Below are 12,363 nucleotides of genomic sequence, written 5' to 3'. Positions count from 1 at the left end.
CTCTAAATCCGAGAGATAGAGCATGATGTCGTCCGAAAACCGCTTCACACTTTTCGGCATCATGCTCTAGCGACGGGAACGGACTGATATGAGCGAGCTTACACACGCTTCCGCGCAGAAGCGTTTCATCGGCGGCCAGCTTCTCGGCAGCAGCCAGTTGGTGCTGGGCGCCATCCTGGCGGTGCTTTGCATCGCCATCTCGGTCGCGGCGCCGCAGTTCTATTCGGAGGCCAACATCATCGCCATCCTGCGCCAATGCGCGCTGGTGCTGATCGTCGCCTCGGGCATGACCACGCTCATCATCACGGCGGAAGTCGACCTGTCGGTCGGCGCCTCGCTTGCCTTTGTCGGCTGCATCGGCATGGCGGTGCTCAATTCCACTCACAGCCTCGCGCTCGGCATGCTGGCGGCACTCGCCTTTGCCGGCGGCGTCGGCCTGTTCAACGGGCTCGTCGTCACCAGGCTCAGGGTGAATTCGCTGATCGCCACCATCGGCACCATGATGATGCTGCAGGGTGGCGTCTATCTGTTCACGCGCGAAGCGGTGCAGAACCACAATCAACTGGCAAGCTTCACCGATCTCGGCGCCGGCTATGTCGGCGCCGTGCCGGTCCCCGTCATCCTGGCGGCGCTGATCTTCCTTGTTGCCTATGTGACGCTGCGCTTCACCACGCTCGGCCGCTATCTCTACGCGGTCGGCGCCAACGAAAAGGCGGTGCGCCTGTCCGGCCTGCGTTCGGAACGGCTCAAGCTCCTTGCCTTCGTCGTCACCGGCCTGTGCGTCGGCGTTGCCGGCATGATCCTGTCGTCGTTGATGAATGCCGGCCAGCCGACCGCCGGGCGCGGCTTCGAGCTGACGGTGATCGCCGCCGTCATCCTCGGCGGCACCAGCCTGCTCGGCGGCCGCGGCTCGCTGTTCGGCACGCTGCTCGGCGTGCTGGTGCTGAAGGTGATCGACAATGGCATCATCATCCTCGGCTGGAACCAGGACCTGCAGATGGTGGTGCCGGGCATCGTCATCATCCTGGCGACCTATCTCGACATCATCCGGAACAAAGCCAATGTCCGTTGATTTCCTTCATCCCGGCGAAGGCGCGGCCATCGACACGAACGTGTCGGCGCTGGAGATGCGCGGCATCGGCAAGCGGTTTCCGGGCGTGGTGGCGCTGGACAATGTCGACTTCACCCTGGAGCCAGGCAAGATCCATGCCCTGATGGGTGAGAACGGCGCCGGCAAGTCGACGCTGATCAAGATCATGGCAGGCGTCTACGGCAAGGACGCCGGCACGGTGCGCATGCGCGGACGCGAGGTCGACATCAAGTCGCCGCGCGACAGCCTGAAGGAAGGCATCAAGGTCGTCTTCCAGGAGATCGCGTTGATCTCCGAATTCACCGTCGCGGAAAACATCTTCCTCGAAGGCTATCCGACCGGCAGGACCGGCTCGATCGACTGGAAGAAGATCCGCGCCGACTCGGCGGCGCTGTTCAATCGCATCGGCTTCAACGTCGATCCGGTGGCGCGGACGGGATCGCTGCCGGTGAGCCAGCAGCAGATGGTCGAGATCGCCCGCGCGCTCGCCCACGAGGCGCGTGTGGTGGTGATGGACGAACCGACATCCTCGCTGACGCCGAACGAAGTCTCGCTGCTGTTCACCGTCATCCGCCGCCTGGCATCGCTCGGCATCGCCGTGGTCTATGTTAGCCACAAGCTCGACGAGGTGTTCGAGATCGCCGACACGGTGACGGTGCTGCGCGATGGACGCCACATCTCCACCAAGCCGATCGGCGAGCACACCAACGACACGCTGATCCAGGACATGATCGGCCGCCGCATCGACAACCTCTTTCCCCGTCAGCGCGACGCGGCGGGCAGCAAGGTGGCGCTCTCCGTCGAGAAGCTCAGCACGGCGAAGAAGCTCATCGACGTGTCATTCGAGGCGCGCGCCGGCGAGGTGCTCGGTTTCTTTGGATTGATGGGTGCCGGCCGGACCGAGCTCGCCAAGGCGATCGTCGGCTACGATCCGATCATTTCGGGCACCATCACCGTCGACGGTCAGCGCCTCGCGCCGCACGACACGCGCACCGGCGTGCGGCTCGGCATCGGCCTGCTCACCGAAGACCGCAAGAGCGAAGGCCTGATGGGCGAGCTGCCCGTCTACCAGAATGCCAGTCTCGCCTCGCTCGGCGCGTTCGCCCGCCTGGGCTTCGTCGACAAGGCGAAAGAGCATCAGGCGGTGCAAGACTATGTCGACCGCTTCCGCATCAAGACGCCCAGCCTGTTCCAGCAGATCAAGAATCTGTCGGGCGGCAACCAGCAGAAGGTGCTGATCTCGCGCTGGCTGATGCGCGGCCTGAAGGTCATCGTCGTCGACGAGCCGACACGCGGCATCGATGTCGGCGCCAAGTCGGAAATCTTCGCGCTGATCGACCGGCTCGCCGGCGAGGGCCTGGCGGTCGTCATGATGACGTCGGAGATGCCGGAGTTGCTCGGCCTCGCCGATCGCATCGCGGTGATGTGCGAGGGCCGCCTGACCTCGATCATGTCGCGTGAGGAAGCCACGCAGGAAAAGATCCTCAATGCGGCGATCGGATAGAACTATGGCGCATCGCCGCAGCATTCCTTGCGACACGCGCAATTTCTTCGAAGGGAGCAAGCGATGAGCCTTGCAAGCACGGCTTCCGCAAAAGACCGGCCATCCGTGCTGGCGCGGCTCTTTGCCCGGCAGGAACTGGCGCTGCTCGTCTGCCTCGTCCTGGTGCTGGCGTTCTTTTCCGCAACGGTCGAGAATTTCCTCTCCGTGCGCAACATGACCAACGTGCTGGGTCAGGCCTCGCTGGCGCTCACCGCCGGCATCGGCTGCGCCATCGTCTTCATTTCCGGCGAGGTCGATATCTCGATCGGCTCGCTGCTGGCGACCATCGCGCTGCCGCTGATCATCATCATGAACGATACCAATTCGCTGCTGCTCGGCGTCAGCGGAGCGCTGTTGTTCGGCCTGATCATCGGTGTGGTGAACGGCTATCTCGTCGCCTATGCCGGCATCAACTCGCTGATCGTGACGCTCGGCACGATGTTCATCATGCGCGGCGGCGTCTATCTCTACACCGGCCAGCGCGCGATTCCCGACGACGCCAGCCTCGACAGCTTCATCGCGCTGTCCGACGGTCGCCTGTTCAACATCATCCCGTATTCGGCGGTGATCGCCATCGTGCTCCTCGCCGCCTTCGGCTACATGATGCAGCACCGGCCGTTCGGGCGGCAGATCTACGCTGTCGGCGGCAATCAGGAAGTGGCGCGGCTGGCAGGCTACGACGTACGACGCGTCAAGTTCATCTGTTTCATCATCAGCGCGCTGCTGGCGACGGTCGCCGGCATCATCCTGGCGGCGCGAGTCGGCTCGGCGCAGCATACGGCGGGGCTCAACTTCGAATTCCAGGTCGTTGCCGCGACGGTCCTCGGCGGCGTGAGCCTTGCCGGCGGCATCGGCAGCCTGACAGGGATGGCGCTGGGCGTGCTGATCCTGCAATTCCTGTCGAACGGCCTGCGCGGGCTTGGGCTGCCGACCGAATGGCAGCTTGTCATCACCGGCATGATCATCATTGCCGCGGTCGCCTTCGACGAAGCGAAACGCCGGCGCGCGAATGGAGGCTGACATGGCTCGTCTTGAAGGAAAAACCGCAGTCATCACGGGTGCGGCCGACGGCATCGGCCACGCCATCGCCGAGGCGATGGCGCGGGAAGGGGCGCATGTCTTCCTCGGCGACATCGCCGACGAGGCCGGCGAGGCGTTCGCCGCGGCACTTCGCGCGGCTGGCCGCCGCGCCGACTATGTCCATTGCGACGTCTCCCAGGAAGCCGATATCGCCGGCCTGATCGACAGCGCGGTGAAGAAGACCGGACATCTCGACATCCTGGTCAACAACGCCGCCATCGCCATCGGCGGCATGCCGGTGCACGAGATGACCGACGAGCAATGGCACCGGCTGATCGCGGTCAACCTGACCAGCGTGTTCCGCGGCTGCAAATACACGCTGCCGCACATGATCGCGCAGAAGTCGGGATCGATCATCAACATGGCCTCGGCGCAGGGCCATATCGGCCTCGACGGCTGGACCGCCTATGCCGGCGCAAAGGGCGCGGTGATGGCGATGACGCGCCAGATGGCGGTGGAGTTCGGCCCGATGAACATCCGCGTCAATTCGATCTCGCCCGGCACCATCAACACGCCGATGAACGACAGGCTGATCAAGGAGATCGGCGGCAGCCTCGCCAAGGCCTGGGTCAAGATGCATCCGCTCGGCCGCATCGGCGAGCCTTCCGAAGTGGCCGAGGCCGCCGTCTATCTCGCCTCCGATGCGGCCGGCTTCACCACCGGCACCGACCTGCGCGTCGATGGCGGGCTGACGGCGGCACCCCGCTACGTTCCCGAACTGCTTTGAAAACGAAACGAGACATGAAATGAACAAGGCCCTCGAAGGCGTCCGTATCCTCGATTTCAGCCATCTGCTGCAGGGGCCGTTCGCCACGCAGCTGCTCGGCGACATGGGCGCCGATGTCATCAAGATCGAGCGCGCCGGCGCCGGCGACATGTTCCGCGGCATGACCTTCTTCGCCAAATGGGTCGGCGGCTCCGAGAGCCCGAACTTCCTCGCCTGGAACCGCAACAAGCGCTCCATCGCGCTCAACCTGAAAAGCCGCAAGGTGCACGCCATCATCATGGAGATGGCCCGGACCGCGGATGTCGTGGTGCAGAACTTCCGCCCCGGCGTGCTGGCCAAGCTCGGCTACGGTTACGAGGACTTCAAGGCCGTCAATCCCCGCATCATCTACTGCTCGGGTTCGGGCTATGGTGAGGAGGGGCCCTACGTCGAGCGCCCCGGACAGGACATGCTGATCCAGGGACTGGCGGGGCTGATCGCCAATACGGGCCGCGGCGACCAGGCGCCGGTTCCGGCAGGCGCCGGCCTCGCCGACCAGATCGGCGCAATGAACATGGTCTACGGCATCCTGTCGGCGCTCTATTATCGCGAGAAGACCGGCAAGGGCCAGAAGATCGAGGTCAATCTGCTGGCCGGCCTGCTGGCGCATCTCAACCAGGAATATGTCGCCGTGCTCAATCTCGGCGAGGATTTCGTGCGGCCGAATTCCGGCATCGGCCATCCTGGCATGCAGGCGCCGTTCGGCATCTACGAGACCAAGGATGGCGGCTATGTGTCGATCGCCATGAGCCCGTTCAAGACGCTCTATGAGGTGCTGGAAGCGCCGCAGCTCGCCGTCTACGACGATCTCAAGACTTTGTTCGACAAGCGCGACGAGGTGTTCGAGAAGGTCAATGCCGAGACGAAGAAATTCGCCACGCAGGACCTGTTGGCGCGGCTGCTCAAGGCCGACATCTGGTGCGCCGAGGTGAAGGACATTCGTCGCGCGGCGGAAGACCCGCAGGTCACGCATATGGGCATGATCACCAGCTACGATCATCCGCGCGGCGGCAAGGTGAAGGTGGTGGCGCCAGCGGTCAAGATGAGCGAGACGCCCGCGACCATCGAGCGACCGGCGCCGTTGGTCGGCCAGCATGGCCGCGAGATCCTGGCCGAGTTCGGTCTGTCGAAGGACGAGATCGCTGCACTCGAAGCGTCGGGCGACATGACCGTGGACGCGGTCTGAGGATGGGCGCCTACCAGACACTCACGGTCGAAACCCAGGGCCGGGTCGCGGTCGTCACCTTCCGCCGCGCCGACCAGCTCAACGCCATGAACCGGATCATGCAAGGCGAGATCACGGAGGCGTTCGAGGCTCTCTCCTCCGACCCCGGCGTCGGCGCGATCGTGGTGACCGGCGAGGGGCGCGGCTTCATGGCCGGCGCCGACATCAAGGAATACGCCGCCCAGACGGCGGCAGAGTTCGATACGTTCCAGGCTGCCGGGACGCGCATGTATGCGGCGATCGAGAACAACCGCAAGCCGGTGATCGCGGCGGTCAACGGCTTCGCGCTGGGCGGCGGCATGGAGCTGGTGCTGTGCTGCGACATCGTGATCGCCAACCAGTTCGCGAAACTCGGCCTGCCGGAAATCAAGCTCGGGCTGATCCCCGGCGGTGGCGGCACGCAACGCAGCGTCGCCAAGCTCGGCCGCAACCGCGCCAATCTTCTGCTGATGACCGGCGCCATCGTGCCCGCCTCCGAATTCGTGAGCGCCGGCCTGGTCAACGAGATCGTCGATGTCGAAAGGCTGATGCCGCGCGCGCTGGAACTGGCCGGGACGATCGCCGCCGAGCCCGCCGCCGCGATCGAAGGCCTGAAGGCCCTGACGGCCCATGCCGTGTCCGGCGATCTGGCCGATGGCCTCGCCATGGAGCGCAACATATTGGGCGGCCTCTACCGCAGCGAGATCGGCCAGCGGCGCGTCAAGGAGTTCGCCGAGAGGAGCGCCGTGAAGAAGGCCGGCTCATGAGTGGCGACGACAATCGCGGCCTCGGCTGGGCGCATGGCGCGCTGACCGTGCAGCGGCTCGGCGCTGTGACAGATCGCAGGTCAGCTTCTCTGGTCAAGCCGAACCGGCCGCGCTTCACCGATATCGAGGGGCTGGCGGCGATGGTCCGCGACGCCGACGCTTTCGGCGTCGGCGGCCACCACTTCGCCCGGCTGCCGATCGCATTGCTGCGCGCGATCGCCAGGTCCGGCGTCAAGAATCTGCACTATGTCTCCTGGGCCGGCGGGCTGCCGCTCGAGCTGCTGCTCGAGGCGGGCGCGGTGGCGGAAATCGAGCTGTGCTTTTCCAGCCTCGACATCTTCGGGCTGCCGCCGAGGTTCCGCGCGGCGGCTGAGAACGGCGCGATCCCCGTCCGCGATTGGACGGCTCTGGCCATGATCCAGGCGCTGCGGGCGGCACAGCAGAACCTGCCGTCGATGCCGTTCCAGTTGCCTCAGGGTTCCGACATGCTGGCGCGCGTGCCGGGTGCGGTCGCCAGGCCCGATCCGCTTGCCGGGACCGATACGGGGTTCGTCCCGCCGCTCAGGCTCGATACGTTCATCGTCCACGCCCAGCGCGCCGACGAAAGCGGCAATGTCGAGATCATCGGGCCGCGGGCGCTGGACTTCGCCATGGCGGGCGCGGCGCGCCAGGTGCTGGTCACGGTCGAGGAAATCGTCCCGGTCGGGGCGCTGCGGCGGGACGGCCGTCAGAGCATCTTCACTCGCAATCAGGTTTCGGCCATAGCGCTCGCGCCGGGCGGGGCCTATCCGGCCTCGTGCCTGCCATTCTACGTCACCGACTATCAGGCCTTGTCGGAGGCGTTCGCGGCGAATGACGCAGCTTTGTCAGACAAGCTCGGCCTGCCTGCTGACGGCGTGCCGGAGCGGCTTCAAAAAGCGGCCAAGGTCACCGCCGAAACGGTCCTCGCGATGCCGGTGCCCGCACAGGGGAACGGGAAGGCAACCGTTGACGAGATCATTGCCGCGCGGATCGCCCTCGAGCTCGACAATGAGAGCTTCGCCAGCGCCGGCGCGGTCTCGCCGCTCGCCAATGTTGCCTACCGGCTGGCCAAGGCGACGCACGCGCCGGACATGATCATCGCAACGATGAGCTGCGGCCATCTCGACATCGCACCGAGTCCGATGATGCTGTCATTGATCGAAAGCCTCGATTGCGAGACAGCCGTGGCTCATGCCGGCGGCGACGACACCTATTCGGCCTACTATCAGGCGGGCGCGGTGACGCATGAGATCGTCGGCGCGGCACAGGTCGACCGGCGCGGCCGCGTCAACACCATCGCGCTCAGCAAGCGGAGTGGCGGCCTCATCCGGCTGCCAGGGCAGGGCGGCATGGCCGACGTCGCCAACATGCATCGCGACTATCTGCTCTACGTCCCGCGTCATTCGGTCCAATCGCTGGTGGACGCGGTCGAGATCGCAAGTTCCGCCCGCGGGCTGCTCACGCCGGCCGAACGCGAGCCGATGGGCTATCGGACAGGCAAGTCGCTGGTTTTCACCGATCTCTGCATCTTCCGGCTTGACCAGACATCGCGGGAATTGACCGTCGTCGAGACCATGCCAGGCGTTACCCAGCAGCAGATCCGTGAAGCCACCGGGTTCGAAGTGACATTCGATGCCGATTGCCGCGAGGTGCCGGTGCCCTCCAGCGATACGCTCGCCGTGTTGCGAAACCGCATCGACCCGCTTGGCCTGCGTCGTCTGGAATTCGTCAGCGCCAAGGAGCGTGGCGCTCTCATCGCCGAAATCCTCGCTGCCGATCGCGCCATGGTCGAGCGCTGCATCGCCGCGCAAAGCTCGCCTGCCGCAAGCTGAGGAGCGTTCCATGGCAAAGCCGTTGCTCGACATGTCCGCCGCCCGGGTCTTCTTCGACGGCATCTTCACCAATCCACGTGTCGCGCATCCGGAGGGCGTGGCCGTCCATCGCGACGGATCGATCTGGTGCGGCACCGAGACCGGCGATCTGCTGAGGCTGGCCGCCGCCGGCGGCTCCGTCGAGCGCATGGGCGGCACCGACGGTTTTCTGCTCGGCATTGCCTTCGACAGCGCCGGCAACTGCTTTGCCTGCGATCTCAGGCATGCCGCGATCTTCCGCTGGGATTCCGTGACAGGTCGCATGGAGCGCTTCGCTTCGTCCGATATCCGCGTGCCCAACTATCCGATCGTCGACGAGGCGAGAGGCTGGCTCTTCGTTTCGGACAGCGTCGGCCAGGACAATCGCTCGGGTATCTTCCGTTACGATCTCAGGACGGGCGAGGGCGGCCTGTGGTGCCGGGAAGCGATGTCCTTCGCCAACGGCATGGCCATGGCGCCGGACGCCAACGGGCTCTATGTGGTTGAGAGCGATGCGCCCTGCATCAGTTATGTGCCGATCCTCACCGATGGTACGGCGGGACGCCGGCAGGTCGTCGTCGAAGACGTGCGCAATGTTCCCGACGGGCTCGCCTTCGCTTCCGACGGCTCACTGCTCATTTCATGCTACGAGCCGAGCCGCATCTATCGCTGGCGAAAGGACAGCGGTCTCGAAGTGCTGATCGAGGATCCGTCTGCGACGACGCTGGCGCATCCCACCAACATCGCCTTCAAGGGCGACAAGCTCTACACCGCAAACCTTGGCCGCTGGCACATCACCGAGATCGATCTGGCCGGGATTCCGGGCTTGAGCGGCGCCTAATCGGCAAGAGACACAAGGCGATACCGCCAAGGGCCAAGGTATCCTTCGGGCCGTTATCGGTGGGCAGGCTCGGCGCGCGTGTCAGGTCGGGTTGCGGCGCCGATCCGCCGGAAAATGAAGCTTTCATTTCCCTTGGGCGCTGCCTCCGCCTGCGCAGCGTCGGTCAGTATCGCCATTCGATTGTGGATCGGCGACTTGACGCAGGCCGGATCCGTTGCGGTGGCATCGCCGGCAATCGCCATCGCCTGGCATCTGCAGCCGCCCCAATCGACCTCGCGCCGTTCGCAGCTTCGGCAAGGTTCCTGCATCCATTCGTTGCCGCGGAAGGCGTTGAATGCCTCTGAATCGGTCCAGATTTCGGCGAGCCTGCGTTCTCCGAAGCGCTCGAAGCGGAGCGAGGGAATCGTCTGGGCGGCATGGCACGGCAACACGGTGCCGTCGGGAGCCACCATGAACGCGTCGCGCGCCCAGCCGCCCATGCATGGCTTGGGATAGATGGCAAAATAATCCGGCGTGACGAAGTCGATGTCCATGATGCCGGCAAGCCTTTCGCGCTCCGCCGCGACAATGTCCGCCTGCCGGTTGACCGCTGCCAGGTCGGGCATCAGCCTGTCGCGGTTGGCGAGCGCCCAACCGGCATATTGGACATTGGCGATCTCGATCCGCTCGGCATCCAACGAGAGGGCCAGATCGATGAATTCCGGCACTTCCTCGATGTTGTGCCGGTGGACCGGCGCATTGATGGTGAGGGGCAGCCCGGCCGCGCGGGCGCGGTACGCCGTCTCCAGCTTCTTCTCATGGCTGCCCTGGTGGTTGCCGATACGGTCGGTGGTCGCCGGACGGGCGCCCTGGAAGCTGAGTTGCAGGTGGTCGAGACCGGCTTCGGCAAAGGCCTCGATGCGGCCCTCGGCGATGCCGACGCCGGCGGTGATGAGATTGGTGTAGACGCCACGCGCCGAAAGCCCGGCAATCAATTGATCGAGGTCGCGGCGCAGGGTCGGCTCGCCGCCGGAAAGATGCACCTGCAGCACGCCGAGATCGGCGGCCTGCGAGAAGAGATCGAGCCAGGTCTGCGTGTCGAGCTCGCGATTGGCCTTCAGCAATTCGAGCGGATTGGAGCAATAGGGGCACTGCAGCGGGCAGCGATGCGTCAGTTCCGCCAGCATGCCGATCGGAGGCAGAATGGGCTCGCTCATAGCTTCACCAAAAGCTTGTCCGACCATTCCTGCAGGAAGGCGATGACGTCGGCCGCCACGTCCTCCGGGCCCGCCTCATAATCGGCCGCAAGACCGGCGATGATGCTGTCGACGGTGGACTGGCCGTCGCAGCGGCGCAGTATGTCGAGGCTGATCTCGTTCGGCCAGAATACCTTCTCCGGCGAAAGCACGGCGAAGGCCTGCCGCACGGGATCGTACTGGATGCGCACATGCTTGGGCAGCGATGGCGCAGACCGCAACGACACAATGGCTCTTTCGCGCAGCGCCATCATAAGGTCTCCTCCGGGCGGAAGGCGCCGGGCGGTATGTTTCCCGGCGCGCCGTAGGCATGCTGGAGAGCATCGAGCATGGCCCAGAGTATATCGCATTTGAACACCAGCGCATCGATCGCCTGCTGCTGGCGTTCGGGCGTGTCGGCGTGGGCCATCACGTAGGCGAGGGCGAAGTCTGCGTCGCGCGAGGCCTGTTCGGGCCGCCGGCTGAAATAGGCCAGCGTATCCTCGGTGATGTAATCGTATTTCGCAAGCATCGCCGGCACCCGCTCGCCGATAATGCGCGGCGAGAACATCTCGGTCAGCGACGACGCGACCGCCTCGAGCAGCGTCCGGTTCGTGCAGAACGACAGGTAGGCGCCGACGGCGAAGCGGGTCGCCGGCAGCGCCAGCCCTTCGCTTTTGACCGCTTCGGCATCGAGCCCGAGCGAGGTCGCCAGATGCAGCCAGCGCGCGATGCCGCCGCTCCAGCCGTCCTCGCCGTCATGGTCCTCGATGCGTTTGCGCCAGGCGGCGCGAAACGCCGGATCCTCGGCATGCGCCAGGATCATGGCGTCCTTGCGCGGAATGACCGCCTGGTAGCAATATCGGTTCAGCGCCCAGGCCTGCATTTCGGCTTTCGACAGCGCGCCGCCGGTCATTCTGTGATGGAAAGGATGGCGGTTGTGATAGCGCTCGTCACCGACCTGCCGCATCACAGCCTCGAGCTCGCTCTTGGACAGGCCACCTCTGGCCGCGTCGCGGAAATCGCTCAAAATTCCATCTCCATGCCATCGCTGGCGATTTCCCAGCCAGCCGCCCTGACCGCCGCGTGTTCGGCGGAATTCTCGTCCAGAACAGGATTGGTGTTGTTGATATGAATGAAGATACGGCGAGCGATCTTCACATCGGCCAGGCCGGCAATCGAACCCGCTTGTCCGGACATTGCGATGTGCCCCATGCGCGCGCCGGTTTTCTGGCCGACACGCGCCGCGATCATCTCGTCGTCCGTGTAGACGGTGCCGTCGAACAGAAGGCAGCGGGCATTGGCAAGGCGCGCGCGCAGCGCGGCATCGATGCGCGCGCAGCCCGGAATGTAGAAAACGGCGCCGCTGCCGTCGGCCCCGCTGATACGGACCCCGATCGTGTCGCCCGTGTCGGAGCTGAAGTCGGCATCGGGATCGCCTCCTTGCTCGAGATAGAGCGCGACCTTCCCGGGCACCGGAAAGCTGCCGACGACAACGCCGGTCGGATGGCCGTCCGCGTCGCGGATCGCCATTTCCTCTGTTGGCGCCAGGAGACGCCGCGGCACGATCACCGGATCGAGGACATTGAAGATCGAATTCGCCTCCAGCGTCGCCAGCACCTGTGCCGTCGCATAGATCGCGAAGGGCTGTCGTTCACGCAGGCTGAGCAGGCCGGCGATATGGTCCACGTCGGCATTGGTCAGCACCACCGCGCGGATAGGCGTCGAGCGCAACGGTGCGTCGGCCGCGGGCTGCAGCTCGGGCGCGCGCGCAATCTGCTGGCGGATGTCGGGCGATGCGTTGAAGAGAACCCAACCCGTCCCGTCCGCCGATGCGGCAATGGATGATTGGGTTCGCGAATGTACGCCGAACATCCCGCTGCGAGCCGCGCGGCTCAGGCGGTGATTGCAGTTCCATTGCGGAAAGCCGCCTCCGGCCGCCGATCCGATGATCTTCACGCGCATGGCAAATGCGTGCTCCGCGGCC

At 65.1% G+C, this 12,363-nt stretch carries 12 protein-coding genes; 8 read left to right on the top strand and 4 right to left on the bottom strand.

All coding sequences use genetic code 11. The annotated features are described in order from the left end of the window. Positions 1 to 88: 88 nt before the first annotated feature. From FJ418_RS21505 to FJ418_RS21470, 8 genes are all read left to right on the top strand, one after another. Positions 89 to 1,072 (top strand): ABC transporter permease, encoded by a 984-nt coding sequence (locus FJ418_RS21505; protein ID WP_140869002.1) that lies wholly within the window; start codon positions 89 to 91, stop codon positions 1,070 to 1,072. Continuing rightward, positions 1,062 to 2,594 carry a sugar ABC transporter ATP-binding protein gene (locus FJ418_RS21500; protein WP_140868999.1) on the top strand — a complete coding sequence of 511 codons (1,533 nt, stop codon included), beginning with the start codon at positions 1,062 to 1,064 and terminating at the stop codon, positions 2,592 to 2,594. Before FJ418_RS21505 ends, FJ418_RS21500 begins: the two co-directional genes overlap by 11 nt. A gap of 63 nt (positions 2,595 to 2,657) precedes the next feature. Then, positions 2,658 to 3,653, top strand: a complete 996-nt coding sequence (locus FJ418_RS21495) for an ABC transporter permease (RefSeq protein ID WP_140868996.1) — start codon at positions 2,658 to 2,660, stop codon at positions 3,651 to 3,653. Position 3,654: 1 nt separating this feature from the next. After that, the gene (locus FJ418_RS21490; RefSeq protein ID WP_140784169.1) at positions 3,655 to 4,440 is read left to right on the top strand and encodes an SDR family oxidoreductase; all 786 of its coding nucleotides are present in this window, start codon (positions 3,655 to 3,657) and stop codon (positions 4,438 to 4,440) included. 19 nt (positions 4,441 to 4,459) lie between these two features. Continuing rightward, complete coding sequence (locus FJ418_RS21485) at positions 4,460 to 5,665, top strand: CaiB/BaiF CoA-transferase family protein (RefSeq protein ID WP_140868993.1); 1,206 nt, start codon at positions 4,460 to 4,462, stop codon at positions 5,663 to 5,665. Positions 5,666 to 5,667: 2 nt separating this feature from the next. After that, positions 5,668 to 6,450, top strand: coding sequence for an enoyl-CoA hydratase/isomerase family protein (locus FJ418_RS21480; RefSeq protein ID WP_140857547.1), 783 nt, complete (start codon positions 5,668 to 5,670; stop codon positions 6,448 to 6,450). Continuing rightward, the gene (locus tag FJ418_RS21475) at positions 6,447 to 8,303 is read left to right on the top strand and encodes a CoA-transferase (RefSeq protein ID WP_181167032.1); all 1,857 of its coding nucleotides are present in this window, start codon (positions 6,447 to 6,449) and stop codon (positions 8,301 to 8,303) included. Before FJ418_RS21480 ends, FJ418_RS21475 begins: the two co-directional genes overlap by 4 nt. Before the next feature lie 10 nt (positions 8,304 to 8,313). After that, positions 8,314 to 9,162 (top strand): SMP-30/gluconolactonase/LRE family protein, encoded by an 849-nt coding sequence (locus FJ418_RS21470; protein WP_140868990.1) that lies wholly within the window; start codon positions 8,314 to 8,316, stop codon positions 9,160 to 9,162. Positions 9,163 to 9,215: 53 nt separating this feature from the next. On the opposite strand, the gene pqqE is transcribed toward FJ418_RS21470, so the two are convergent. The 4 genes from pqqE to pqqB are packed head-to-tail and all read right to left on the bottom strand — an operon-like array spanning position 9,216 to position 12,341. After that, a complete protein-coding gene (pqqE, locus tag FJ418_RS21465; RefSeq protein ID WP_140868986.1) occupies positions 9,216 to 10,358 on the bottom strand; it encodes a pyrroloquinoline quinone biosynthesis protein PqqE in 1,143 nt (380 codons plus the stop codon). Continuing rightward, positions 10,355 to 10,648, bottom strand: coding sequence for a pyrroloquinoline quinone biosynthesis peptide chaperone PqqD (gene pqqD, locus FJ418_RS21460; RefSeq protein WP_246683159.1), 294 nt, complete (start codon positions 10,646 to 10,648; stop codon positions 10,355 to 10,357). The genes pqqE and pqqD overlap by 4 nt, the downstream gene beginning before the upstream one ends. Next, the gene (gene pqqC / locus FJ418_RS21455) at positions 10,648 to 11,406 is read right to left on the bottom strand and encodes a pyrroloquinoline-quinone synthase PqqC (RefSeq protein ID WP_140868980.1); all 759 of its coding nucleotides are present in this window, start codon (positions 11,404 to 11,406) and stop codon (positions 10,648 to 10,650) included. The genes pqqD and pqqC overlap by 1 nt, the downstream gene beginning before the upstream one ends. After that, positions 11,403 to 12,341 (bottom strand): pyrroloquinoline quinone biosynthesis protein PqqB, encoded by a 939-nt coding sequence (gene pqqB / locus FJ418_RS21450; protein ID WP_140869165.1) that lies wholly within the window; start codon positions 12,339 to 12,341, stop codon positions 11,403 to 11,405. The genes pqqC and pqqB overlap by 4 nt, the downstream gene beginning before the upstream one ends. Positions 12,342 to 12,363 lie beyond the last annotated feature (22 nt).

It is taken from the genome of Mesorhizobium sp. B2-8-3 (assembly GCF_006440815.1).
GTDB lineage: Bacteria > Pseudomonadota > Alphaproteobacteria > Rhizobiales > Rhizobiaceae > Mesorhizobium.
Note: the sequence above shows the minus strand (reverse complement) of the source record. Positions and strands in the feature narration are given on the sequence as shown.